The 23770-nt window shown below is 70.6% G+C and carries 21 protein-coding genes; 16 read left to right on the forward strand and 5 right to left on the reverse strand.

The genetic code is table 11. The features are described 5' to 3' along the window. Nucleotides 1-3 precede the first annotated feature (3 nt). The 3 genes from ACIA5D_RS17455 (at nt 4) to ACIA5D_RS17465 (ending at nt 3230) form a co-directional block, all read left to right on the forward strand. Nucleotides 4-1359, forward strand: coding sequence for a dipeptidase (locus ACIA5D_RS17455; protein ID WP_396030950.1), 1356 nt, complete (start codon nt 4-6; stop codon nt 1357-1359). Beyond that, nucleotides 1340-2635 (forward strand): threonine/serine exporter ThrE family protein, encoded by a 1296-nt coding sequence (locus ACIA5D_RS17460; RefSeq protein WP_396030951.1) that lies wholly within the window; start codon nt 1340-1342, stop codon nt 2633-2635. Before ACIA5D_RS17455 ends, ACIA5D_RS17460 begins: the two co-directional genes overlap by 20 nt. Nucleotides 2636-2717: 82 nt before the next feature. Then, nucleotides 2718-3230: a GNAT family N-acetyltransferase gene (locus tag ACIA5D_RS17465; protein ID WP_396030952.1), complete on the forward strand. Its 513-nt coding sequence runs from the start codon at nt 2718-2720 to the stop codon at nt 3228-3230. A gap of 102 nt (nt 3231-3332) precedes the next feature. On the opposite strand, the gene ACIA5D_RS17470 is transcribed toward ACIA5D_RS17465, so the two are convergent. After that, nucleotides 3333-3593 (reverse strand): hypothetical protein, encoded by a 261-nt coding sequence (locus ACIA5D_RS17470; protein WP_396030954.1) that lies wholly within the window; start codon nt 3591-3593, stop codon nt 3333-3335. Between the two features lie 205 nt (nt 3594-3798). Between ACIA5D_RS17470 and ACIA5D_RS17475 the strand changes: the two genes are divergently transcribed. The 3 genes from ACIA5D_RS17475 to pstS all read left to right on the forward strand — a co-directional run bounded on the left by ACIA5D_RS17475 (nt 3799) and on the right by pstS (nt 6571). Beyond that, nucleotides 3799-4125 (forward strand): hypothetical protein, encoded by a 327-nt coding sequence (locus ACIA5D_RS17475; protein WP_396030955.1) that lies wholly within the window; start codon nt 3799-3801, stop codon nt 4123-4125. A gap of 89 nt (nt 4126-4214) precedes the next feature. Beyond that, nucleotides 4215-5528 carry a hypothetical protein gene (locus ACIA5D_RS17480; RefSeq protein ID WP_396030956.1) on the forward strand — a complete coding sequence of 438 codons (1314 nt, stop codon included), beginning with the start codon at nt 4215-4217 and terminating at the stop codon, nt 5526-5528. Then, nucleotides 5525-6571: a phosphate ABC transporter substrate-binding protein PstS gene (gene pstS / locus ACIA5D_RS17485; RefSeq protein ID WP_396030957.1), complete on the forward strand. Its 1047-nt coding sequence runs from the start codon at nt 5525-5527 to the stop codon at nt 6569-6571. The genes ACIA5D_RS17480 and pstS overlap by 4 nt, the downstream gene beginning before the upstream one ends. Nucleotides 6572-6647: 76 nt before the next feature. Here pstS and ACIA5D_RS17490 read toward each other — a convergent pair whose 3' ends face one another. Then, entirely contained in the window at nt 6648-7352 is a 705-nt protein-coding gene (locus ACIA5D_RS17490) for a helix-hairpin-helix domain-containing protein (RefSeq protein ID WP_396030958.1), read from the reverse strand. Between the two features lie 269 nt (nt 7353-7621). Between ACIA5D_RS17490 and ACIA5D_RS17495 the strand changes: the two genes are divergently transcribed. Together ACIA5D_RS17495 and ACIA5D_RS17500 are read left to right on the forward strand one after the other, a co-directional pair. Next, nucleotides 7622-8554, forward strand: coding sequence for a DUF4352 domain-containing protein (locus ACIA5D_RS17495; RefSeq protein ID WP_396030959.1), 933 nt, complete (start codon nt 7622-7624; stop codon nt 8552-8554). Between the two features lie 26 nt (nt 8555-8580). Then, on the forward strand, nt 8581-9048 hold the full coding sequence (locus ACIA5D_RS17500) for a sulfotransferase (RefSeq protein WP_396030960.1): 468 nt from the start codon (nt 8581-8583) through the stop codon (nt 9046-9048). 232 nt (nt 9049-9280) lie between these two features. Here the strand turns inward: ACIA5D_RS17500 and ACIA5D_RS17505 are convergent, their stop codons facing one another. Continuing rightward, on the reverse strand, nt 9281-9550 hold the full coding sequence (locus ACIA5D_RS17505; RefSeq protein ID WP_396030961.1) for a GlsB/YeaQ/YmgE family stress response membrane protein: 270 nt from the start codon (nt 9548-9550) through the stop codon (nt 9281-9283). Nucleotides 9551-9583: 33 nt separating this feature from the next. Then, nucleotides 9584-9961, reverse strand: coding sequence for a YccF domain-containing protein (locus ACIA5D_RS17510; protein WP_396030962.1), 378 nt, complete (start codon nt 9959-9961; stop codon nt 9584-9586). A gap of 126 nt (nt 9962-10087) precedes the next feature. On the opposite strand from ACIA5D_RS17510, the gene ACIA5D_RS17515 reads away from it, so the two are divergent. Then, nucleotides 10088-14230 (forward strand): molybdopterin-dependent oxidoreductase, encoded by a 4143-nt coding sequence (locus tag ACIA5D_RS17515; RefSeq protein WP_396030963.1) that lies wholly within the window; start codon nt 10088-10090, stop codon nt 14228-14230. Here the strand turns inward: ACIA5D_RS17515 and ACIA5D_RS17520 are convergent. Next, nucleotides 14209-15027, reverse strand: coding sequence for an alpha/beta fold hydrolase (locus ACIA5D_RS17520; protein ID WP_396030964.1), 819 nt, complete (start codon nt 15025-15027; stop codon nt 14209-14211). The two genes, ACIA5D_RS17515 and ACIA5D_RS17520, sit on opposite strands and share 22 nt — an antisense overlap. 127 nt (nt 15028-15154) lie before the next feature. Between ACIA5D_RS17520 and ACIA5D_RS17525 the strand changes: the two genes are divergently transcribed. The 7 genes from ACIA5D_RS17525 (at nt 15155) to rox (ending at nt 23748) form a co-directional block, all read left to right on the forward strand. Further along, nucleotides 15155-16177, forward strand: coding sequence for a LacI family DNA-binding transcriptional regulator (locus ACIA5D_RS17525; protein WP_396030965.1), 1023 nt, complete (start codon nt 15155-15157; stop codon nt 16175-16177). A 21-nt stretch (nt 16178-16198) separates the two neighbouring features. Further along, a complete protein-coding gene (locus tag ACIA5D_RS17530) occupies nt 16199-17485 on the forward strand; it encodes an extracellular solute-binding protein (protein ID WP_396030966.1) in 1287 nt (428 codons plus the stop codon). Continuing rightward, on the forward strand, nt 17482-18357 hold the full coding sequence (locus ACIA5D_RS17535) for a carbohydrate ABC transporter permease (protein WP_396030967.1): 876 nt from the start codon (nt 17482-17484) through the stop codon (nt 18355-18357). Before ACIA5D_RS17530 ends, ACIA5D_RS17535 begins: the two co-directional genes overlap by 4 nt. A 2-nt stretch (nt 18358-18359) precedes the next feature. After that, entirely contained in the window at nt 18360-19190 is an 831-nt protein-coding gene (locus ACIA5D_RS17540) for a carbohydrate ABC transporter permease (protein WP_396030968.1), read from the forward strand. A 1-nt stretch (nt 19191) separates the two neighbouring features. After that, on the forward strand, nt 19192-20346 hold the full coding sequence (locus ACIA5D_RS17545; RefSeq protein WP_396030969.1) for a hypothetical protein: 1155 nt from the start codon (nt 19192-19194) through the stop codon (nt 20344-20346). Continuing rightward, nucleotides 20273-22225 (forward strand): hypothetical protein, encoded by a 1953-nt coding sequence (locus tag ACIA5D_RS17550; protein ID WP_396030970.1) that lies wholly within the window; start codon nt 20273-20275, stop codon nt 22223-22225. Before ACIA5D_RS17545 ends, ACIA5D_RS17550 begins: the two co-directional genes overlap by 74 nt. A 104-nt stretch (nt 22226-22329) precedes the next feature. Beyond that, entirely contained in the window at nt 22330-23748 is a 1419-nt protein-coding gene (gene rox, locus ACIA5D_RS17555) for a rifampin monooxygenase (RefSeq protein WP_396030971.1), read from the forward strand. Nucleotides 23749-23770 lie beyond the last annotated feature (22 nt).

Raw genomic sequence — 23770 nt, forward strand, 5'->3', positions numbered from 1 at the left:
AACGTGGTAGATGACGAGGTGCTCCGCGGCCGGATCAAGTCGCTGATGCCGCGGGCGAAGGACGACCTGGCCGCCATGGTGGCCTTCAAATCGGTCCACGACGCCGCCCAGTTCCCGCGCAGCGAGTGCGACGGCATGGTCGACTGGCTGCTCGGCACGTTCCGCGACCTCGGGTTCGCCGACGTCGCCGCGTACGAGACACCGGACGGCAGCCAGGCCGTCTGCGGTGAGCGCAAGGGCCCGGAGGGCGCGCCGACCGTGCTGCTCTACTTCCACCACGACGTGCAGCCGCCGCTCGACGCCGCCGCCTGGAACACCCCGGTCTGGGAGCTCACCGAGGTCGGCGGCCGCTGGTACGGCCGCGGCGCCGCCGACTGCAAGGGCAACATCGTCGCCCACCTCGTCGCGCTGCGCGCGCTCGGCGACAACCTGCCGGTCACCGTGAAGATCGTCGGGGAGGGCTCGGAGGAGCAGGGCACCGGCGGCCTCGAGGCGTTCGTGCCCACCCACGCCGACCTGCTGCGCGCCGACGCGATCCTGGTCTGCGACGCCGGCAACTTCGCGGTCGGCGTGCCCGCGGTGACCAGCACGCTGCGCGGCCTCGCCAACGTCGTCGTCACTGTCGAGACGATGGCCGGCCCGATGCATTCCGGCATGTTCGGCGGTGCCGCGCCGGACGCGCTCGCCGCGCTGGTCCACATGCTCGCGACGCTGCGCGACGAGCAGGGCAACACCACCGTCGACGGCCTCGACGCGACGCAGGTCTGGCCCGGCGCCGACTACCCGCCCGACCAGTTCCGCGAGGACGCCAGCGTGCTCAACGGCGTCGGCCTGCTGGGCAGCGGCCGGGTCGCCGACATGGTCTGGGCGCGGCCGGCGGTCACCGTGCTCGGCATCGACTGCCCGCCCGTGGTCGGCTCGTCGGCCGCTATCCAGCCGCATGCCCGCGCGCGGATCAACCTTCGCGTTCCGCCCGGCATGGACGCCAAGCGGGCGCAGGACGCGCTCATCCAGCACCTCGAGCGGGCCGCGCCCTGGGGCGCCAAGGTCACCGTCGAGCGCGAGGCCGACGGGGAGCCGTTCAGCGGTTCGACCAGCGGCCCGGCCTACGACACGCTGACCAGGGCCATGCATGACTCGTACGGGCGGCAGGCGCTGGTCGAGGGCCAGGGCGGTTCGATCCCGCTGTGCAACGTCTTCCAGGACACCTTCCCCGACGCCGAGATCATGCTGATGGGGGTGGAGGAGCCGCGCTGCCTGATCCACGCCCCCAACGAAAGTGTCGACCCGTCGGAGATCGAGCACATGGCGCTGGTGGAGGCGCTGTTCCTGAAGAACTATGCGGGAATCCGGCGCTGACGACGCCGGCCTCCGCTCGTCCGGGGAGGATCGGGCGCTGCTGCGGTTCCTGCTGTTCATCGGCAGTGGGCTGACCGCGGCGGGGGAGGCGGTCAACGAGATCCAGGACCACCTTCTCGAGGTGTCGGCCGCCTACGGGGCCCCGCACGCGCGGGTCGCCGTGCTCCCGACGTACGTCGAGATCTCGCTCGAACCGGGACGCGCGGCAACGCTGGAACCCACCCGCCAGCTTCGCGGCATTTTGCGCCTGGACCAGACCGCCGCGTTGTTCGATCTGCTTCGCGAGGCGAAGCTCGGGAAACTTTCGCCGGAGGACGGCAGCAGGCGGGTGCTCGAGATCGTCGAGATGCGGCCGCGGTTCGGCCGCCTGCTGACGATCTTCGGGCACTCGGTGCTGACCGTGGGCATCTGCCTGGTGCTCCAGCCGACCTGGGGCGATCTCGTCCTGGCCGGGCTGTTCGGGCTGCTGGTGGGCGCGCTCAAGCTGGTTGGCGGGCGCTTCCCGAGTGTGCAGTTGATCATGCCGGTGACGGTGTCGTTCATCGTCGCCTCGATCACGTTCCTGCTGGCCGCGCCGGGCTGGGCGGACGCCGATCTGCGCGCCATGATCGCGCCGTTGGTGACGTTCCTGCCCGGCGCGGCGCTGACCATGTCGGTGGTCGAGCTCTCCGCCGGTGAGATGATCACGGGGGCGAGCCGGTTGGTCTCCGGAACGCTTCAGCTCCTGCTGCTGGCCTTCGGGATCACGGCGGCGACCCAGGTGGTGAAGCTGCCGGCCGCGGACGTGCTGATCGACAGCCCGCAGAACCTGATCGGCTGGTGGGCGCCGTGGGTGGGCGTGCTCGTGGTCGGCCTCGGCACGTATCTGTACTACTCGGCGCCTCATCGCTCGCTGCCGTGGCTGCTGGTGGTGCTGGGCGCCGCCTGGATCGGGCAATTCCTCGGCAATCAGCTGTTCGGCGGATACCTATCGGGATTCTTCGGCGCGCTCGCGATGACGCCGGTCGCCTATTTCGTCGAGCGACGCCCTTCCGGGCCGCCCGCATTGGTTTCGTTCCTGCCGGCATTCTGGCTGTTGGTGCCGGGCGCATTGGGATTGATCGGCGTCACCGAATATCTGGACAAGGACACCATCGCCGCGGCGGAAGACCTTTTCGGTACGATCTGGTCGATGATCGCCATCGCTCTCGGTGTGCTGTGCGGATACCCGTTGTATCGCTCGCTGGCACGGTCGCTGGGGTGGATCCGCCTGCCGCTGTTCGGCCCGCCCACCTGAGGCCCGCCCACCTGAGGCCCGCCCACCTGAGGCCCGCCCACCTGAGGCCCGCCCGGCGCCGTCCGTGCGGAAAGATCGGCTCATGGACGACGTGCGGCTGCGGCCCTTGAAGTTCGACGACTGGCCGGCCGTGCACGACTGGGCGAAGCTGCTCGACTCCTGCCGGTACCAGGCGTGGGGGCCGAACACCGAGGCCGAGACGCAGTCGTACGTGCGGGAGGCGTCGCGGCTGTGGCGCCAGCGCCCGCAGATAAGCTTCCCGCGTGTCGTCCTCGCCGGGGGTGAGGTCATCGGGCTGGCCGATCTGCACCTGCGGGGGAGCGGTCAGGGCGAGATCGGGTACGGGATCCACCCGCGCGCCTGGGGGCGGGGCCTCGCCACGGCCGCGGCCCGGGAGCTGCTGCGGATCGCCTTTCATGAGCACGGGCTGCACCGGGTGTACGCCACCTGCGACCCGCGCAACGCCGGGTCGGTGCGGGTCCTCACCAAGATCGGCATGACGCACGAGGGCCGGCTGCGCGAGACAACGCTGATCCGCGACGGCTGGCGCGACTCCGACCTCTACGCGATCCTCGACCGCGAGTGGCGGGATTGACGCGCCGCGGCCGTCCGGCCCGCCGGCTCGGCGTGATCTGCGGCCGGGATTGACGCGCCGCGGCCGTTCGGCTCGGCACGATCTGCGGCCGCCGCGCGAGTCTCAGAGCCGCGGCTCGTGCTCCGCGTACGGGTGGCGCAGCGTGAGCTGCGCGGCGTCCAGCGCGCGCGTCAGCCGATCGGCGTAACGTGCCGCGACCGTGATGCTGTCCAGGGCGATCGTCCGGCGGGTGCCCGGCGTGATCGTGCCGCCCGGGCGGAGTCGCTCCCGAATGTCCCGCATGGCTGCCAGATGGTCGTCCAGCAGGTTCAACACGAAGGCGGAGAGGTCGGCCTCCGCTACGGGTTCGGCTTCGAGCGTCATGATCGGCGGCTCCTGGATCGTTGCGTGGTACGGCGCCATTCTCGTCAACCACGAGCGGCGCCTCACCCATCTTCGTGCAAGACTGCCCCTGGAGGGGGACGTCTCAAGTTTCCCGGGCAATCCGCGACACACCTCCTTCACGGGGGATGAATCTGCGTCGTAAGGTGGTCCAGCGGCTGAACGCACGGTAGCGAAGGGTGACCCGATGCGCGGCACTGTGCTGGAAGTGCGGACGAATGCCGACGGCAGCGTGGTGATCGCTCCGCACGGCGTCGTCGGTCCGGACAAGGCGGTCGAGCTTCGCCAGGTGCTGGTGCACACCGTGCGCCGCGTGCGGCCATTGCGCCTGATCCTCGACCTCGCCGATGTCCCCGAGCTGGATCCCATCAATGTCGGCTCGGTGGCCGCCGCGTGCGACCTCGGCGACGATCTTCAGGTGGCGGTGTTCGTCCACAACCCCCTTCCTCTTCTCGCCGAGCAGTTGACCGCGGCCGGTGTTCCGCGGCAAAGACTGCGCCATTCCATGTCCTGATTCTGAATAACAAGTGGCGTCCAGGTTAACGGCCGGGAATTCGATCTCCCGTTGATTCCGGAATTGCCGCGGTGCATTACCGTGACGCCGTGCCCGCAGTTATCGAGGCGACGCGAACCATGGCTCGCCGGGCCGTGCGGCCCGAAACTCCCGCCCGTCTACGCCTCTGGGTCGCGGTCACGGTCGCCACCGCCGCCGCCCTGCTCCTCGCCCTGAGTCTGCTGATGGCCCGGATTCAGGGACAGGTCCGGATCATCGGGGACGAGGCCGCGCCGCAGGCCGCCACCGCCGCCGACCTCTACTTCGCGCTCAGCGACATGGACGCCCAGGTCGCCCGGATGGTGCTGACCGGCGGCGACGACGCCCTCGCCGGGACGCAGATCGACGCCCTGGGGACGTATCAGCAGCGCAGCCGCCAGGTCGACGCCGACCTGCAGAAGTCGCTGACCACCTCGAGCAGCGCCGCCGACCGGGCCGCGGTGCTGACCCTCCTCGATCACCTGGCCGTCTATCGCGAGCGGGTGTGGCAGACGCTCACCGCCGGCGATGCCGCGGCCGGGTTCTACACGCAGGCGACGAACGTGCTGCACCTCGACCTGCTGCCGGCGGCCCAGGGGCTCAAGGACACGAGCGAGGAACGGCTGGACGACGCGTACGCCGGAAAGAAAGTGACCCAGGTCCTGGCCGTGACCTGCGCGCTCGTGCTCGAGATCGCCCTGCTGATCCTGCTGCTGACCCTGCAGGTGTGGCTGGCGCGGCGGTTCCGGCGCGTCTTCAGCCCGGCGCTGCTGGCCGCGACGGTGCTGACGGTGCTGTTGATCGTGCCGGCCGTCGCGGTGCTGGTGCTGCAGGGGCAGCGGCTCGGCGAGGCGCGCGACGACAGCCTCACGCCGTTCCTGGCGCTGTCGCAGGCCCGCGCGATCAGCTACGACGCGGCGGCCGACACCAGTCGCTACCTGATCAGCGAAAACCTGGCGTACTACGACGACGACTTCACGGCGAAAGCCGCCTGCCTCGATCGCGGCGAGTCCTGCGATGTCTCGCTGCCGGCGGTGGCCGGCGGGCGGGACGTGAGCCCGTTCGACGCCGAGCAGGTGGCCTCGCGGTGGCAGGCCTACCAGAAGGACCACCGGGCGATCATCGCGCTGGCCAAGGCCGGGAAAAAAGACGAGGCGATCGGGGCGCTCACCGGCATCCGGCGCGGCGACGCGGCGTTCGACTTCACCTACTTCGACGCCGCGGTCGCGGAGATCGCGGACGCGCGGAAGGCGGATTTCGATCAGGCGATGGACAACACGTCGACGCTGCTGACAGGGTGGGCGGTCATCCCGCTCGTGGTGATGGGGCTGGTGATCGTGCTCGTGCCGGTGGCGGTCCGTCAGCGGTTTGCGGAGTACCGATGAGGGCCGGGCGTCTGTTCGGTGCGGCGCTCCTGATGCTGGCGGCGGGGTGTGACAGCGTTTCGCCGGCGGCGGCCGCGCCGATTTCGTGCGCGTCGGGAGAAGTGGCGGGGCAGGGGTCGTCGGCGCAGGCCAACGCCGTCAGCGCGTGGATCAAGAACTATCAGGTCAGCTGCGCCGACGCGACGGTGTCGTATGCGAGCGTCGGGTCGGGAGCGGGCGTCGCGGCGTTCGTCGGCGGGACCGGGGACTTCGCGGGAAGTGACTCATCGTTGTCCGCTGCCGATCAGCCTCGGGCGGCGGTCCGGTGCGGTAGCGCGCCCCTTCACCTGCCGATGGTGGTGGGGCCGATCGCGCTCGCCTACAACGTCGCGGGCATCGACTCGCTGCAGTTGCGGCCGGACACGATCGCGCGGATCTTCAACGGCCGGATCACGGCCTGGAACGATCCGGAGATCCGCCGGGACAATCCGGGTGTTTCGCTGCCGGCCACTCCGATCCGGACGGTGCACCGCGCGGATAATTCGGGCACCACCGATAACTTCACGAAATTTTTGGCGGCGACGGCCGGTGGGGACTGGTCCTTCGGGAGCGGCAGCGGCTGGAAGGCGCCCGGCGGCATCGCCGAGAAGGGCAGCAACCGGGTGGTGTCCACGATCGAGCGCTCCGACGGCGCGATCGGCTACGTCGAGGCGTCGTACGCGCGTTTCCACAACCTGCCGACCGCCGCGGTGGGCAACCAGGCGGGCTCGTTCGCGCAGCTCACCGACGAGGCGGCGGGGCGGATGATCGGCAGCGCGCAGGTGGCCGGCGCCGGCGGCGACCTCAAGCTCCAGATCGACTACCAGGCCGCCGCGGCCGACGCCTACCCGCTGGTGCTGGTCACCTACGAGATCGTGTGCAAGACGGGCACGTCGCCTCTGACCAAGAGCTTTTTCGCGTACGCCTCGAGCCCGGCCGGCCAGGAGGCGGCGACGCGGCTGGGGTACGCGCCGCTGCCGGAGGCCCTGCGGGAGAAGGTGGCGGGGGCGGTGGCTGCCCTGTGAGGGGTGCCGTTTCCGCCCGAATCACTCGTGGGAGATCCGCCGAAACACGAAAGTGCGCGTAGGTCGGTTCGGCGGGTCAGCTGGCCGGGTCGACCAGCTGCTTGGCGCGCTCGGGCCAGGTCGAGATGGCCGCGGTGGCGCGGACGCCGCCGGCGGCGAGGGCCGCGCGGATGGCGGTCTCGTCGGAGTCGGCGAGCTGGCGGTACGTCGTGATGCCGGCGGTGGTGAGGGCCGCGGCGGCCTTCGGGCCGATACCGGCGATCTTGGTGAGGTTGTCGACCTGGGCGGTGCCAGCGGGCTCGGCCACGGCGATCGGCTCGGTGATGACGGGCTCGGTCACTACCGGAGCGGCGACTACGGGCTCGCTGGTGGCTGCGGCCGTGACGAGCTCGGGCTCCGCGGCGGGGGCGACAGGCTCCGGCTCCGCTGCCGGCTCGGTGGCCGCGACGGGCTCGGGCTCGGCGGCGGGCGTGGCCTCAGCGACGGGCTCGGCCGTCTCGGCGACGGCGGCCGGCTCCTCGGCCTCCTTCTCGGACGCCGGGGCCGACTTCTCGTCGGCTTCCGGCTTCGGGTCCGCGACCTCGGCCGCGACCACAACGGCAGCCGACGCCTCCGTCTCGGCCTCGGCGGCGGGCTCGGCCTTGGTGGCCGGCGCCGTGGCGGGAGCGATCGGGGCGGACTCGGTCGGGGCAGGCTGCGAGCCGGCGCGGAGTCCCCGCAGGAACCAGCCGCCGACCAGGCCGACCACCACCCCGAGGACAAGGAAAAGGAACGAAGCCATAGGGGGCCTCCGGACAATGAGAGCTGCGGATGTAGCGCGCAGCTTTGCACATCACTTTCCGTGCTCACCACGAGGGTGCCGTCCGAGCCGAACCCTGCCCAATGGACGGTCACCCCATCGGTGACCTTAGGTGCAGACCCGCTGACTGAACGTCGGTGACCCCGGCCCGTCCGGTCGACTCCGCGTGCACGGCGAACGTCGTTGGGTGGGGTTGCGCGGCTTTTACCGGGTCGCGCCGCTCACCACCGGCCTGCATGGAGTTCACTCGCATGTCCTACGACGCGAACCAGCCCGGCCCTCACGGCCGGCAGCCCCGACAGCAGCCGTTCGACCAGCCGGCCTACGGCCAGCGGCAGCCGCCTGCCGAGCCATACGCGCCGCCCCAGCCCTACGGCCAGCCGCAGCCGCCTGACCAGCGCTACAGCGAGCCGCGGCCGCCTGACCAGCCGTCGCAGCCGTTCGTCGCCCCGGCCGACCCGTACGCACCGCAGCAGCCCTACGCTTCCGGCCCGCCGCAAACACCGGCCCAGCCCCACACCTCGGCCCAGCCCCACACCTCGGCTCAGCCCGGCGCTTCGGCTCAGCCCTACACGCCCGCCCAGCCCTACACGCCCGCCCAGCCCTACGGTCAGCCGTACTCGCAGCCGCCCGCGCCCCGCAAGAAGCCGAAGTGGCCCTGGATCCTCGGCGGCGTCATCCTGGCCGGGATCCTCGGCTGCGCCGGCCTGTTCGCGTTCGTCCTCGGCGGCACCGGCGCCGCTCTGAACCAGCTCGACGGCAACACCAAGGGCGAGAACGCCGCCGAGGGAAAGATGAACGCCCCTATCACCGACGGAAAGTTCGAGTTCACCGTCACCGGGATGAAATGCGGCGTGACCGAAGTCGGCGACGCGGTGCTCAACCAGCGCGCGCAGGGCCAGTACTGCCTGATCGACGTCTCGGTGAAGAACGTCGGCAAGTCCGCCGAGATGTTCACCGACATCTCGCAGACCGCCTTCGACGCTTCCGGCAACCAGTACTCGGCCGACTCGGGCGCCGGCGTCTACGCCAACCAGAAGCAGTCGACCTTCCTTCAACAGATCAACCCCGGCAACACGGTGAAGGGCAGGCTGGTCTTCGACGTTCCGCGCGGCGCGAAGCTGACATCGATAGTCCTGCACGAGTCGATGTTCTCGGCCGGCGCCAAGATCCCGCTCAAGTAAGATCCAGCGCCGCGCTGCTGACCCGGATGCCGGACGTCGAGCCGTACCTGCTGCACATGATCCGTGATCCCCGGGCCGTGACCCATTCCTGGATGCGTGCCGCTCCGCCGCCCGAGAAACGCAAGAGCTCCGCCAAGATCTACCAGCGTCCCGCCGCCAGCACCGTCCACTGGCTGGCCCGCAACGTCCTCACCGAGCGCCTGGCGAGTTGCTACCCCGGGCGCCACGTGCGCCTGCGCTACGAGGACTTCGCCGCGAACCCGCGGGAGGTGATCGAGCGCATCCTGACCATGACCGGCACCCCCGCCACGGATGGCCCGTTCATCGACGACAACACCGTCGAGCTGGACCCCAATCACACCATCGCCGGCAACCCGAGCCGCTTCCGCAACGGCAAGATCGCCCTAACGAACGACGACCGCTGGCGCGCCGAACAACGGTCCGGACCGCGCCTGACCTCGACCGCCCTGGCCCTGCCGCTGGCTGCCGCATGAATCGCAAATGTCTGGTTGTTGTCTTCGTATCCCTTGCTGCCGGACGCGCCGAGCCTGCGCTTCGCCAGGGTCGACCTGAGCGGCGACACCCAGAAGGGCGACCCGGTCACCGACCGGGCCGCCGCCTTCTGGGCCAAGACCAGCCTCGTACCCATCGGCCGGGGCCGCCTGGTTCCGCGAGATGGTCGAGGCGGCGTCGGCCGCCACCGGCCACCCATGACGGCGTCTCCTGTCAGGAGCGACGCCTGCTACCGATGCCCTCCACCAGCGCCACGCCGCCGGCCGCCAGCGCGATCTGCAGGATCAGCTCGATCCAGTCGATGCCGCTGGTGTCGTCGACGCCGATCAGCGCCGCCAGGAACGTGCCGATCAGGGCGGCGACGACGCCGATCAGCAGGGTCAGCCAGAAGCCGATCTTCTGCTTGCCGGGGAGCGCCAGGCGCCCCAGCGCGCCGATGACCAGACCGACGATGATGGCCGTGAAGATGCCGGAGATTTCCATGACGCCTCCCGCGAGTCGAGCGTTGGTCGAGCGTTAGTCGAGATCGACGATTTCCCTGCCCAGCGGCCAGAACGCTACCGGTACCAGCTTGAAGTTGGCGATGCCGAACGGGATGCCGATGATCGTCAGGCACTGGGCGACGCCGGTGACCAGGTGGGTGAGGGCGAGCCACCAGCCGGCCACGATCACCCAGATGACGTTGCCGATGCCGGAGGCCACGCCGGCGCCGGGGCGGCTGACCACAGTGCGACCGAACGGCCACAAAGAGTAGACCGCCAGCCGCAGCGAGGCGATGCCGAACGGGATGGTCACGATGAGCACGAAACAGATCAGGGCAGCCAGGCCGTACGCGATGGCCAGCAGGAAGCCGCTGCCGAAGATGAACCACAGAACGTTCAGAATCAACCTCACGTAGTAATCATGACGCCTCCGCGCCAGGGCGATCACAATCGGCGTCCGCGAAAGGTGAGAGGCGGGTAACGCCTCCCGCACAGAGGATTGACCGCCGCGAAACGGCCCCCGCCTAGTTTCGTTCGTGTGGGAAACAGCGTGGCCACGCAGGTCAGGACCGTCTGTGGGTACTGCGGCGTCGGCTGCGGACTGATACTCGACATCGAGCGGAACCCCGAGGGGCGCCGCGTCGCGGTGAAGGCGCGCGGTGACCGGGATCATCCGGCCAACGCCGGACGCCTGTGCACGAAGGGCGCGACGAGCGCCGAGATGCTTGCCTCGCCGGGGCGTCTGTCGACGGCGTTGTTTCGCGCGGAGCGCGAAAGCACCCCGATGCCGATGGGCCTGCGCGAGGCGATCACGGTCACGGCCGCGAAACTTCGCAAGATCATTGACACGTACGGGCCGGACGCGCTCGCGCTCTACGTGTCGGGACAGATGACGCTCGAGGCGCAGTACCTGGCCAACAAGCTGGCGAAAGGGTTCATTCGCACCAACCAGATCGAGTCGAACTCGCGTCTGTGCATGGCGAGCGCCGGCACCGGATACAAGCTGTCGCTGGGCGCCGACGGGCCGCCGGGCTCCTACGACGACCTGGACCACGCGGACGTCTTCTTCGTCATCGGCGCGAACATGGCCGACTGCCACCCCATCTTGTTCCTGCGAATGATGGATCGGGTCAAGGCGGGCGCGAAGCTGATCGTCGTCGACCCCCGGCGCAGCGCCACCGCCGACAAGGCCGGCCTGTTCCTGCAGATCCGGCCGGGGACCGACCTGGCGCTGCTCAACGGGCTGCTGCACCTGCTGGTCGCGAACGGCGACATCGACGAGGAGTTCATCGCCGCGTACACGTCGGGCTGGGAGGCGATGCCCGATTTACTTTCCGACTACCCGCCGGATCGCGTCGCCGAGCTGACCGGCCTGCCGGAGGAGGGCATCCGGCAGGCGGCCGAGTGGATCGGGGCGGCCGGCAACTGGGTGACGCTCTGGACGATGGGGCTCAACCAGAGCACGCACGGCACGTGGAACACGAACGCCGTGTGCAATCTCCATCTCGCGACGGGCGCGATCTGCCGTAGGGGCAGCGGGCCGCTCTCGCTGACCGGGCAGCCGAACGCGATGGGTGGCCGGGAGATGGGCTACATGGGCCCGGGGCTGCCCGGCCAGCGGTCGGTGCTGGTGCCGGCCGACCGGGATTTCGTCGAGAACGCCTGGGGGCTCGAGGCCGGCACGCTGCGCACCGACGTGGGCAAGGGCACGGTCGAATTGTTCGAGCGGATGGCGGCCGGCGAGATCAAGGCGTGCTGGATCATCTGCACCAACCCGGTGGCGTCGGTGGGCAACCGGCGCACGGTCATCGCCGGCCTGGAGGCCGCCGAGCTGGTCATCACGCAGGACGCGTACGCGGAGACCGAGACCAACGCGTACGCCGACATCGCGCTTCCCGCGGCGATGTGGTCCGAGGCCGCCGGCGTCATGATCAACTCGGAGCGGAACCTGACTCTCGTGCCCGCGGCGGTGGATCCGCCGGGCGAGGCCCTGCCGGACTGGCGGCTCATCGCGATGGTCGCGCAGGAGATGGGGTACGGCGAGGCTTTCGCGTACGAGTCGGCGGAGGAGATCCTCGAGGAGATCAAGCAGTTCTGGAATCCGCAGACCGGTTACGACCTGCGCGGGGTGAGCTATTCGCGACTCGCCGAGGGGCCGGTGCAGTGGCCCTTTCCGCCGGACGCGGCTGACCGGAACCCGGTCCGTTACCGCAACGACGGGGTCAGCCAGGCGTTGCGCGTGAACGACGACGGCACCCGCCCGGCGCTGACTTTCGCGACCGCATCGGGCCGGGCGGCGTTCCACGCGCGACCTTTCCTGCCCGCGGCCGAGCTCCCGGACGACGATTTCCCTTTTGTGCTCAACACCGGGCGGGTGCAGCACCAGTGGCACACGCTCACCAAGACCGGCAAGGTCGGCAAGCTGACGAAACTCAACCCGGGCCCGTTCGTCGAGGTCAACCCGGCGGACGCGGAGGCGTTGGGCATCACCGGGGGCGCCTCGGTCGAGGTGGCGTCGCGGCGGGGGCGGGCGGTCCTGCCGGCGGTGGTGACCGACCGGGTGATGCCGGGGAACTGCTTCGCGCCGTTCCACTGGAACGACCTGTTCGGCGAGTACGTGTCGGTGAACGCCGTCACCAACGACGCCGTGGATCCGCTGTCTTTCCAGCCGGAGCTGAAAGTCTGCGCTGTATCACTGACGCCCGCGCCGGTTCCGGCCGCGCCAGCGGCCCAGATTCCGTCGGCGGCGGGAAATTCGGCCGGAGCGGGGAGTCAGGCCGGGGCGGGAAATTCGGCTGGCGCGGGAAGTCCGACCGGGGCGGGAAGTCTGGCCGGCGCGGGAAATTCGGGCGGGGCGGTGAATCCGGCCGGGGCCGAGCTGCTGCGCGGGGTGCTCGGGCTTCCGGTGTCGCCGGTGCTCGACGAGGCGCAGCGGCACTACCTTTCCGGGTTTCTCAGCGCTGTCGGGGCACTTTCCGCCGGCACCGCGCCGCCGGTGCTGCCGCTCAACGCGCCGTTCGACCCCGCCGCCGCGGCATGGGTCAACGGGCTGCTCGCCGGCGCTTTCCACCCCGTACCCGAAAAATTCTTGGAAAGCTCGGCGCCGGCGGCACCCACCAGGAGTTTGCAGGTGCTCTGGGCGTCTCAGACGGGCAACGCCGAGGACTTCGCGCAGGCGGTGGGGCGACGGCTGGCCGAGGCGGGAAAGTCGGCGACGCTGCGCGGAATGGACGCCTCGGCGGTCGAGCTGCTGGACGCCGACGCCGACCTGCTCATCGTCACGAGCACCTTTGGGGACGGGGAGGCGCCCGACAACGGCGCCGGTTTCTGGGATTCGCTTGCCGGGGCGGAGGCGCCACGACTCGACGGCCGGCGTTATGCGGTGCTCGCCCTCGGCGACTCCAGCTACGACGACTTCTGCGGGCACGGCCGGCGCCTCGACGAACGGCTCGCCGAGCTCGGCGCGGTCCGGCTCGCGCCGCGGGTCGACTGCGAACCCGATTTCGAGGAGGACGCGAACGGCTGGCTCGAACAGGTCGTCGTCGCGCTCACCGCGCCGGTCGTCGCGCCCGCGCCGCAACCCACCCGGGCCGCGCCGCTGACCGCCGTGCTCTGCGGGAACGAGCTGCTGAGCCGGCCCGGCTCGGCCAAGGAGGTGCGGCAGTTCACCTTCGACACCGGCGGGCGCCTCGAGTACGCCGCCGGGGACGCGCTGGGTATCTGGCCCTCGAACCCACCCGACCTGGTAAGTGAATGGCTCGCCGTCACCGGTCTGCGCGCCGACCAGACCGTGTCGGTCGGCAAGCAGGGCGAGCGCGAGCTCACCGCCGCGCTGCAGGGCGACCTCGACATCACCCGGATCACGCCGGACCTGCTGCGGTTCCTCGCCGAGCGGACCGCGGACCCGTTCCTCAAGACGCTGCTGCGCCCCGACAACAAGGGCGAGCTCGCCAAGTGGATGTGGGGGCGGCAGGCCGCCGACCTGATCGCCGAGTATCCCGTGCGCGCCGCCGCCCAGGAGTGGGTCGATGTGCTGAAGCGGCTGCAGCCGCGGCTGTACTCCATCTCCTCGACGCCGCTGACCGACCCGCACCGGGTGAGCCTCACGGTTTCGGTGGTGCGTTTCGACAACCACCGTGGCGTCTCCCGCAAGGGCGTCTGCTCGTCCTTCCTGGCCGACACCGCCGACGAGGTCCCCGTTTTCGTGCAGCGGTCGCCGCATTTCCGCCCGCCGGCCGACCCCTCGACTCCCATGATCATGGTCGGGCCCGGCACCGGCGTGGCCCCGTTCGTCGGCTTCCTGCGCGAGCGCGCGGCCCGCGGCGCGACCGGCCCGAACTGGCTGTTCTTCGGCGAGCAGCGCCGCGACACCGACTTCTACTACGGCGACGAGCTCGCGGCGCTCCAGACGTCCGGCGTGCTCAGCCGCCTCGATCTGGCCTTCTCCCGCGACCAGCGCCGCAAGATCTACGTCCAGGACCGGATGCGCGAGCACGGCGCTCAGCTGTGGTCATGGCTGCAGGACGGCGCGCACCTCTACGTCTGCGGCGACGCGAGCCGCATGGCCCGCGACGTCGATCAGGCGTTGCGCGATATCGCCGCGACGCACGGCCACGTCGATCCGGACGCGTACGTGAAACAGCTGTCCGCCGAGAAGCGCTACGCCCGCGACGTGTACTGAGCCGCTGTTCCCCGGCCCGGGAGCGCGTCCAGGAAGTCGACCAGGAAAGGCAGCGTCCGTGCGAGCGGGCCCGGATCGCCCGCCGCGGCCAGCTCGCCCAGGTAGTCGCCATGGTTGCCCGGCACGATCAGCAGACGGGCGTCCGGGATCAGGCTCGCCAGCTCCACCAGGTGCTCGCGACGCACCACATCGCGGTCGGCCCCGATCACCAGCGTCGGCGCGGCGATCGAGGCGAGCAGGCCGTCGGGAAAGTCTTCGAAGCCGGTCAGCATCTGCTCGCGGTCGAGGTGGAACATGCGCTCGGCGTGCGCCGGGTCGCCGCTGACCGCGATGTCCGCCTCGCGGTAGGGCGCCGGCAAATCGGCGTACGTCCCCGCCGCCATCATGTCCCAGAACCCGTCGATCATCCCGTCCCGCCGGAACGGTGCCGACGCCGTGACCAGCCGGCGAACCGCTTGCGGATGCCGCGCGGCGAGCTGAATCGACACCTGGCCACCGTTGCTGAACCCCAGCACGTCGACCGGCCCGGCGGTCACCTCGTCGAGCAGCGCCGCGACGCCGTCCGCCGACCCTTCGAACGAGGCCGGCCCGTCGCCCGAGCCGGTACGGCCGTGCCCCTGAAGCTCGACGGCGAGGATGCGCCGCGTCCCGTCGAGGGCCGGGATCAGCCGCCCCCAGTTGGACTCGATCGTCGAGCCGCCACCGTGGATCAGCAGCAGCGGATGCCGGTCGCCCTTGCCGTGCCATTCGTAGTACAGCGGAAGGCCGGCCGAGGAGTAGCCACGCTCGTCAGTCACGACCGAGAGCATAGGCAGGCGACGCCGGCCGGAGCGCGCCGGAACCAATGTGGCTCCTCCGTTTGCGGGGGTGTTCAAACCGGTTTAACGTCGCGTTCAAACCGGTTTAGTGGCGCCGGAGGTGGCGATGAGCAGGTCGGATCGGCCGACGATCCGGGACGTGGCGCGGGCCGCGGGGGTGTCGAAGGGGACGGTCTCCTTTGCCCTCAACGGGCGCCCCGGGGTCGCCGAGGAGACCCGGCGGCGGATCCTCGACGCCGCCCGGACGCTCGGGTGGACGCCCAGCCACCAGGGTCGGGCGCTGTCCGTCTCGCGGGCGTTCGCGGTGGGGCTCGTGCTCGCGCGGCCGCCCGAGCTGCTCGGGGCCGACCCGTTCTTTCCGGCCTTCATCGCGGGGGTGGAGCGCACGCTCTCCGAGCGTGGTCAGGCCCTCGTGCTGCAGGTCGTGCCGGACGGCGAGGAGGAGGCCGGCTACCGGCGGCTGGCCGGCGCCAAGCGGGTCGACGGGGTGTTCCTGCTCGACCTGCTCGTCGACGACCCGCGGATCGCGCTGCTCGAGGAGCTGCGGATGCCGGCGGTGACCATCGCCCGGCCCGCGGTGCCGAGCGGCTTTCCGGCATTGCTGGTGGATGACCGGCCGGGGATAGCGGCCGCCGTGCGGCACCTGGCGGAGCTCGGGCACCGCCGTATCGCTCACGTCGCCGGGCCGGCCCGGTTTCTGCACGCGACGGTGCGGCGGCGGGCGTGGGAGCAGGCCCTGACGGAGGCCGGACTGAGCGCCGACACGGTGGTCGAGGCCGACTTCTCGGCGGCCGGCGGCGCCCGGGCCACGCGCGACCTGCTGGATTTCGCGGAAAGACCCACGGCGATCGTCTACGCCAACGACCTGATGGCCATCGCGGGGCTGAGCGTCGCGCTGGAGCGCGGCATCGCCGTGCCCGCCGGGCTCTCCGTCACCGGGTTCGACAACACCGAGCTGGCGGGGTACGTCGCGCCGCCGTTGACCACCGTTCGCACCGACCCGTACCGCTGGGGCCGCGAAGCCGCCGAGGCCCTGCTCGACCTCATCTCCGGCGTCACCGGAGGCGACATTCCCGTTCCGCCTGCCGAGCTCGTCGTCCGGGCCTCGACGGCGCCACCGCCGTCCTGAGAGAAGAAGCGAGGAGACACCATGAAACGCACCCTCCCGGCAGCCCTGCTGTCTCTCACCGTCCCCCTTGCCCTCGTCGCCGGCTGTGACGGTGGCGGCGGTGGCGATGCCGCGAAGGCCAACGCCGCATCCGGGCCGATCACGGTCTGGCTCTCCAACAACCAGGAGGAGCTGGCCTGGGGCAAGGCCATGGTCGAGGCGTGGAACGCCCAGCACGCCGACCAGAAGATCACCGCGCAGGAGATCCCGGCCGGCAAGAGCTCCGAGGAGGTCATCGGGGCCGCCATCACGGCCGGCAACGCGCCCTGCCTGATCTTCAACACGTCGCCGGCCGCGGTGCCGCAGTTCCAGAAGCAGGGCGGCCTGGTCGCGCTGGACACCTTCGACGGGGCGGCGCAGTACATCGCGGACCGCACCGGAGAAACGGCGCAGCAGTACAAGTCGCCGGACGGCAAGTTCTACCAGCTGCCGTGGAAGTCCAACCCGGTCATGATCTTCTACAACAAGGACCTGTTCGCGAAGGCGGGACTCGACCCGGAGAAGCCGGCGCTGTCCACGTACGACGAGTTCCTCGCGGCCGCGCGGAAGATCAAGGCGGCCAAGGCCGCGCCGTTCGCCATCTACCCGGCGCCGACCAGCGAGTTCTTCCAGTCCTGGTTCGACTTCTACCCGCTGTTCGCGGCCGAGACCGGCGGCAAGCAACTGGTCGAGGACAACAAGGCGCAGTTCAACTCGCCCGAGGGGCAGAAGGTCGCGGCGTTCTGGAAGACGCTGTACGACGAGGGTCTGGCTGCCAAGGAGCGGTACAACGGCGACTCGTTCGCCGACAAGAAGGCCGCCATGGCGATCGTCGGGCCGTGGGCGATCGCGGTCTACGGCGACAAGGTGAAGTGGGGCGCGGTTCCGGTGCCGACGTCGACCAAGAAGGACCAGGTCGAGACGTTCAGCGACGCCAAGAACGTCGCCATGTACAGCGCCTGCCAGAACCGGGCCACCGCCTGGGAGGTGATGAAGTTCGCCACGAGCAAGGACCAGGACGGCGCGCTGCTCACCAAGACCGGCCAGATGCCGCTGCGCACCGACCTCAAGGCCGCCTTCCCGGACTACTTCGCGAAGAACCCGGCCTACACCCAGTTCGCCGACCAGGCGGCGCGGACCGTCGAGGTGCCCAACGTCCCCAACTCCGTCGCGATCTGGCAGACCTTCCGCGACGCGTACTCCCAATCGGTGATTTTCGGAAAGCAGCCGGTCGCCGACGCGTTCAGCGGCGCCGCGCAGAAGGTCGACCAACTCGCCAGCGGCTCATGAACAAGGTGCTGGGCCGCCATCCGGTCGGCATGATCCTGGCGGCCCCGTACGCCGTCTACGTCGCCATCATTTTCGCGTACCCGTTCGGTTTCGCGGTCTGGATGAGTTTCCACGACTACTTCTTCGCGGCGCCCGGCGCCATCGTGGACCACCCGTTCGTCGGCCTCGACAACTACCGCGCGGCCGTGACCGATCCGGCGGTGCGGCGAGCGTTCCGCAACATCCTGGTTTTCCTGGTCATCAACGTGCCGCTCACCACGGCGCTGGCGCTGGTTCTGGCGGTCGCGCTGAACCGGATCGTCCATGCGCGCACGTTCCTGCGGGTAGCTTTCTACGTCCCGTACGTGACGGCCAGCGTCGCCGTGGTCGGCGTCTGGCTGTTCCTGTTCAACTCGGACGGCCTGGTCAACCAGGTGCTCGGCCCGCTCGCCCCGGACCCGTCGTGGCTGGTCAACGAAAATCTCGCCATGCCGGTCATCGCGATTTTCGTGACCTGGAAACAGCTGGGCTTCTTCATCCTGTTGTACCTGGCCGCGCTGCAGAACGTGCCGAAGGAGCTCTACGAGTCGGCCGCGGTGGACGGCGCATCCGCATGGAACCGGTTCTGGTCGGTGACGGTTCCCGCGGTACGCCCGGCGACGGCGCTCGTCGTCATCGTGTCGCTGATCACCGGCGCCAACCTGTTCACCGAGCCGTACCTGCTGACCGGGGGCGGCGGGCCGAACGGCGCGTCCGCCTCGCCGGTCCTGGTGATGTACCAGCGCGGCATCCAGCAGGGGGAGCCCGACTTCGCCGCGGCCGTCGGGGTGCTCCTGATCATCGGGGTGCTCGTTGTCGCGTACGTGAATCGCCGTCTCATCGAAAGGGACTGAGCATGTCTCGATGGCCCACGGTGGTGCGCTACGTGCTTCTGTTCGCCGGTGCGCTGCTGTTCCTGTTCCCGTTCTACTACATGCTGATCGGCTCGCTGCAGGCCTCGCCGGACACGTCGGTGAAGGGCGCGTTCGACCTGTCCGACCTCACGTTCCAGAACTATGCCGACATCAATTCGCGGGTCGACCTGGTCGGCTCGCTGGTGAACTCCGGCATCTTCACGGGTGGCGTGCTGCTCGGCACCGTCGTGTTCGGCGTTCTCGCCGGCTATGCGCTGGCGCGCTTGCGGTTCCGCGGTCGCGGCACGCTCTTCGCCCTCGTGCTCCTGGTGCAGGTGATCCCGTTCCAGCTGCTGCTGATCCCGCTCTACGTGCTGATCGTCCGGGGATACGGCCTGGCCGACTCGTACCTAGGGATGATCCTTCCGTTCGCCATCAACACGACCGCGGTTTTCGTCTTCCGGCAGTTCTTCCTGCAACTGCCGGATGACCTGTTCGCCGCAGCGCGGCTCGACGGCGCGAGCGAGGTGCGGATTCTCTGGTCGGTCGCGCTGCCGCTGGTGCGGCCGGCGCTGCTGACCGCGGTGCTGCTGACGTTCATCGGGCCGTGGAACGAATTCCTCTGGCCTTTCCTCGTGACGAAACAGGCCGACATGCAGCCCCTGGCGGTCACGCTGGCCAGCTACATCAGCAACGTTTCGTCCCGTGCGGCCAACCCGTTCGGCGCCATCCTGGCCGGCGCGTGCGTGCTGGCCGCCCCCGCGGTGGCCCTGTTCATCGCCTTCCAGCGCCATTTCGTCTCCACCGACCTCGGCTCCGGGGTGAAAGGCTGACATGACGATCAAAACCACTGTTCCGTACGCGATGACGCGGCTGGGCGTGGTGATGACGCCCGATCCCGCGAACCCTCTCGAGGCCGAGGGCGTCCTCAACCCGGCCAGCGGCCGCACCCCGGACGGGCGGTTGCACCTGCTGCCGCGGCTGGTTGCCACCGGCAACGTGTCACGGGTCGGGCTGGCCGAGGTTCAGATGCGCGACGGTGTGCCCGTGGGCGTGCGACGCGAGGGCGTGGTGCTGGCGCCCGACGAGGGCTGGGAACGCGGCCTCACCAATGCCGGCGTGGAGGACCCGCGGACGACGTGGGTTCCCAGCCTCGGGCGCCACCTCATGACGTACGTGGCCTACGGCCCGCTCGGGCCACGACTCGCGCTGGCGGTCTCCCCGGATCTGCTGACGTGGCAACGGCTCGGGCCGGTGCAGTTCGCGTACCAGCCCGGCCTGGACACCGATCTCAACCTCTTCCCCAACAAGGACGCGGTCTTCTTCCCCACGCCCGTTCCGGGGCCGGACGGTGAACCCAGCTACGCGATGCTCCACCGTCCTATGTGGGATCTGGGCTGGCTGCGGCCCGGCGAAGGGGTGCACCTGCCGGCCGGCGTCACCGACGAGCGGGCCGGCATCTGGATCTCCTACGTCCCGGCCGGCGAGGCGCAGGCCGACCTCGCCGCGCTGGTCCGGCCCCGCCACCACCGATGCGTGGCGCTGTCGCAGTTCCCGTTCGAGGAGCTGAAGATCGGCGCCGGGCCGCCGCCGCTGCGGGTGCCCGAGGGCTGGCTGCTCATCCACCATGGCGTCACCGGATACATCCCGCCCGGCTGGGATCCCACCGGGCAGGACGTCACCTACGCCGCCGGGGCCATGCTGCTCGATCCCGCCGATCCGGGCCGCGTCCTGGCCCGCACCGCCGAACCGATCTTCGTGCCGGAGACCGAGGACGAGCAATCCGGCACCGTGCCCAACGTCGTCTTTCCCACCGCCATCGAGCAGGTCGACGGGGTCCACTACGTCTTCTACGGCATGGCGGACTCGAAGATCGGCGTCGCCCGGCTGGACCGACTTTCCGAAGGAGTGCGACATGAAGCGCCGTTCCGTCCTGTTGAGCAGCGGCCTCGCCCTGACAGCTCCGATACTCACAGCGACGCCAAGTGAGGCGGCGCCGGCGCCGCTCACCAACCTGGCCCACCTGAACTTCCTGCGGGACAGCGTCAGCCCGCCCGCGCAGGCGGGACACACGACCTACGGGCCGGCGTCGATCGGAGTGCTCTGGACCTACGCCGAGCCCAACCCCGACGGGACGTTCCGCCGGATCGGGGGCGGCGCCTACGATCCCGCGAGCAACACGTACGGGCAGGGCGCGTTCAACGCCGACGACATCGCCCGCGCCGCGGTGGTCTACCTGCGGCACTGGCGGCTGACCGGCTCGCCGAGCAGTCGGGCCGCTTCGTACGAGTTGCTGCGCGGCCTTGCCTACTTCCAGACCGTTACCGGACCGCGGTCCGGTAACGTCGTGCTCTGGATGCAGCCCGACGGCGCGCTCCGGCCGAGCGCCGAGCCGCTGGACTCACCCGACCCGAGCGACAGCGGGCCGTCGTACTGGCTGGCCCGCGCGGTGTGGGCGCTGGGGGAGGGGTACGCCGCCTGGCGCACCGCCGATCCCGTGTTCGCCGCCTTCCTGAAGCAGCGGCTGGATCTGGCGATCGGCGCGCTCGACCGCCAGGTGCTCAACCGATACGGCACGTGGCAGGTCGTCGACGGCGACCGGGCGCCCGCGTGGCTCATCGTCGACGGCGCCGACGCGACGGCCGAGGCGGTGCTGGGCCTGGCCGCGTACGTGTCGTCGGGCGCCGGCGAGGTCGCGCGGCGTGCGTTGCGGCAGTTCGCCGAGGGCATCGCGGCGCTGTCCGACGGCAGCGTAAGGGAATGGCCGTTCGGCGCGGTACGCCCGTGGGCGCTCTCCCTCTCGGACTGGCACGCCTGGGCCTCGCAGATGCCGGCGGCGCTGGCCCGCGCCGGTCAGGTCCTCGGCGACGCCGATCTGGTGCGCCCGGCGGTGACCGACGCCGCGGTCTTCACGCCGTGGCTGCTCACCTCGGGCGGCCCCGACAACGGACGGCTGCCCGCCCGGATCGATCGCAACCAGATCGCGTACGGCGTGGACTCCCGCCTGCAATCGCTGCTCGCTGTCGCCGACGCGACCGGCCGTGCCGGGTTCCGCCGGCTCGCCGGGATCCTGGCCGCCTGGTACTTCGGCGCCAACGCCGCCGGGGTCGCCGCCTACGACCCGGCGACCGGCCGGACGGTCGACGGCATCGCCGGCGACGGCGCCGTCAACCGCAACGCCGGCGCCGAATCCACCATTCACGGGCTGCTGAGCATGCTGGTCCTCGACGCCCACCAGGACGTGGCCGAGCTGGCCCGCCAGGGCCACATCGCCGATCGGATAGGTTCGACCACTGTGGAGGCCGAGGCCGGCAGCGGCGGCACGGTTGTCACGCCGCCCTCGCCCTGGACCGGCGAATCCCAGTTCAGCAGCGGCAGCTACCTCCGGATGGCGGCCGGCGCCACGGTCCGCTGGCAGCTGCCGGCCTCGGCCCAGCCGCAGTTGGTGCTCCCGATCGCCGACCTGCGGCCCGGCAGCGCCGCGGTCACCCGCTGGTCGTCCGGGGGCCGCGGGCTCGGCGCCGTGCGGCACTGGCGGATCGGCGCGCAGGGCGCCTCACTCGCGCCCGGGGCGTTGCTGCCGGTGACCCTGGCCGGCGAGATCCCACCCGGTAGCACCGAGCTGGTTGCCGCCACGACCGGGGGCGAGGCCGTGCTGGACGCGATCATGCTGGAGCCGCTGGTGTCCCGTTACGCGATCGAGGGGAACGGACACACGACAACGCTGTTGCGCAGCGCCGCTCGGTCGCCGCAAACCGTGGCCGCCCCGGGCCGGGCGGTGATCGAGACCTACGACGCGCAGGGCGTGCGCCGGGCGACGGGGCGGGCCGTGGTCTTGCCCGGGGGCTTCACCGTGATCCGGACGTAACGGGACCTCCCGCCACCCCTACCGTAGCGCCGGAGGGGGGACTTGCGGCAAGGCCGGGTGAAAGGCGCAGAATCGCCGGTCGGGACTGGAATCGGGGGGTTCTCATGATCGACGTGATCGTGGCCGGTGGTGGACCGACCGGCCTGATGCTGGCGAGCGAGCTCCGGCTGCACGGCGTCGAGACGGTCGTGCTCGAGCGGCGGACGGAGGTGACGCGGCCGGCCGGGGCGCTCGGGCTGCACGTGCGCAGCATCGAGGTGATGGACCAGCGCGGCCTGCTCGAGCCGTTCCTCGCGGAGGGCACGCGGCACCCGATCGGCAGCTACTTCGCGGGCATCAGCAAGCCTTGGGACGGGCGGCTCGACACGGCGCACGACTACATGCTCGCCATCCCGCAGACCGTGACCGAGCGGCTGCTCGCCGAGCACGCCGCCGCGGTCGGCGCCGACATCCGGCGGGGCGCCGAGCTGGCGCGACTGGACCAGGACGACGAAGGCGTGACGGCCGAGCTGGCCGGCGGCACGTCGCTGCGGGCCCGGTACCTCGTCGGCTGCGACGGCGGGCGCAGCATCGTGCGCAAGCTCGCCGGCATCGGCTTCCCGGGCGAGGCCGGCCGGGTCGAGACGCTGCTGGGCGAGGTGCGGATCGGGGTGCCGGTCGAGCAGCTGATGGCCGCGGTGGCCGAGGTGCGCAAGACGCAGCTGCGGTTCGGCGCGGTGCCGCTCGGGGACGGCGTGTTCCGCATCGTCGCGCCGGCCGAGGGGGTGGCGGAAGACGCGCGGGCGCCGGTGCCGCTCGACGAGCTCAAGCGGCAGGTGAAGGCGTACGCGGGCACGGACTTCGGGATGCACTCGCCGCGCTGGCTGTCCCGGTTCGGCGACGCCACCCGCCTCGCCGAGCGCTACCGCGCCGGGCGGGTGTTCCTGGCCGGCGATGCCGCGCACATCCACCCACCCACCGGCGGTCAGGGACTCAACCTCGGCGTCCAGGACGCCTTCAACCTGGGCTGGAAACTGGCAGCCGAGGTCGCCGGCTGGGCGCCGGATGGGCTGCTCGACAGCTACGAGACCGAGCGGCGCCCGGTCGCGGCCGATGTGCTGAACACGACGGTCGCCCAGATGCAGCTGCTCCTCACCGAGCCCGGCCCGCAAGCCGTCCGTCAGCTGGTGTCCGAGCTGATGGACTTCCAGGAGGTCATCCGTTTCCTGCTCGAGAAGGTCACGGCGATCGGGATCCGCTACGACTTCGGCGACGGACCCACGCTGCTCGGGCGCCGCCTACGCGATCTGCCCCTCAACGGCGGACGCCTCTACGAGCTGATGCACCGCGGCCGCGGGCTGCTGCTCGACCGGACCGGCAAGCTCGGCGTCGCCGGGTGGGCCGACCGGGTCGATGCCGCCGCGGCGAGCGACGAGCTGGACGCGCCGGCCGTGCTGCTGCGCCCGGACGGGCACGTGGCCTGGATCGGCGACGACCAGCCGGGCCTGCGCGACCACCTGTCCCGGTGGTTCGGCCCTGAGTGACCGGCGGCGGTGGGCGGTCCTG

This window comes from Actinoplanes sp. NPDC051513 (assembly GCF_044454685.1).
GTDB lineage: Bacteria > Actinomycetota > Actinomycetes > Mycobacteriales > Micromonosporaceae > Actinoplanes.

Bases quoted from the DNA above. Each gene is read 5' to 3' on its own strand.
- ACIA5D_RS17465 (WP_396030952.1), top strand. From the start codon at position 2,718: ATGGACGACGTGCGGCTGCGGCCCTTGAAGTTCGACGACTGGCCGGCC.
- ACIA5D_RS17540 (WP_396030968.1), top strand. From the start codon at position 18,360: ATGTCTCGATGGCCCACGGTGGTGCGCTACGTGCTTCTGTTCGCCGGT.
- ACIA5D_RS17490 (WP_396030958.1), bottom strand. From the start codon at position 7,352: ATGGCTTCGTTCCTTTTCCTTGTCCTCGGGGTGGTGGTCGGCCTGGTC.
- ACIA5D_RS17470 (WP_396030954.1), bottom strand. From the start codon at position 3,593: ATGACGCTCGAAGCCGAACCCGTAGCGGAGGCCGACCTCTCCGCCTTC.
- ACIA5D_RS17475 (WP_396030955.1), top strand. From the start codon at position 3,799: ATGCGCGGCACTGTGCTGGAAGTGCGGACGAATGCCGACGGCAGCGTG.
- pstS (WP_396030957.1), top strand. From the start codon at position 5,525: ATGAGGGCCGGGCGTCTGTTCGGTGCGGCGCTCCTGATGCTGGCGGCG.
- ACIA5D_RS17500 (WP_396030960.1), top strand. From the start codon at position 8,581: ATGCCGGACGTCGAGCCGTACCTGCTGCACATGATCCGTGATCCCCGG.
- ACIA5D_RS17545 (WP_396030969.1), top strand. From the start codon at position 19,192: ATGACGATCAAAACCACTGTTCCGTACGCGATGACGCGGCTGGGCGTG.
- ACIA5D_RS17460 (WP_396030951.1), top strand. From the start codon at position 1,340: ATGCGGGAATCCGGCGCTGACGACGCCGGCCTCCGCTCGTCCGGGGAG.
- ACIA5D_RS17530 (WP_396030966.1), top strand. From the start codon at position 16,199: ATGAAACGCACCCTCCCGGCAGCCCTGCTGTCTCTCACCGTCCCCCTT.
- ACIA5D_RS17550 (WP_396030970.1), top strand. From the start codon at position 20,273: ATGAAGCGCCGTTCCGTCCTGTTGAGCAGCGGCCTCGCCCTGACAGCT.
- ACIA5D_RS17535 (WP_396030967.1), top strand. From the start codon at position 17,482: ATGAACAAGGTGCTGGGCCGCCATCCGGTCGGCATGATCCTGGCGGCC.
- ACIA5D_RS17495 (WP_396030959.1), top strand. From the start codon at position 7,622: ATGTCCTACGACGCGAACCAGCCCGGCCCTCACGGCCGGCAGCCCCGA.
- ACIA5D_RS17505 (WP_396030961.1), bottom strand. From the start codon at position 9,550: ATGGAAATCTCCGGCATCTTCACGGCCATCATCGTCGGTCTGGTCATC.
- ACIA5D_RS17525 (WP_396030965.1), top strand. From the start codon at position 15,155: ATGAGCAGGTCGGATCGGCCGACGATCCGGGACGTGGCGCGGGCCGCG.
- rox (WP_396030971.1), top strand. From the start codon at position 22,330: ATGATCGACGTGATCGTGGCCGGTGGTGGACCGACCGGCCTGATGCTG.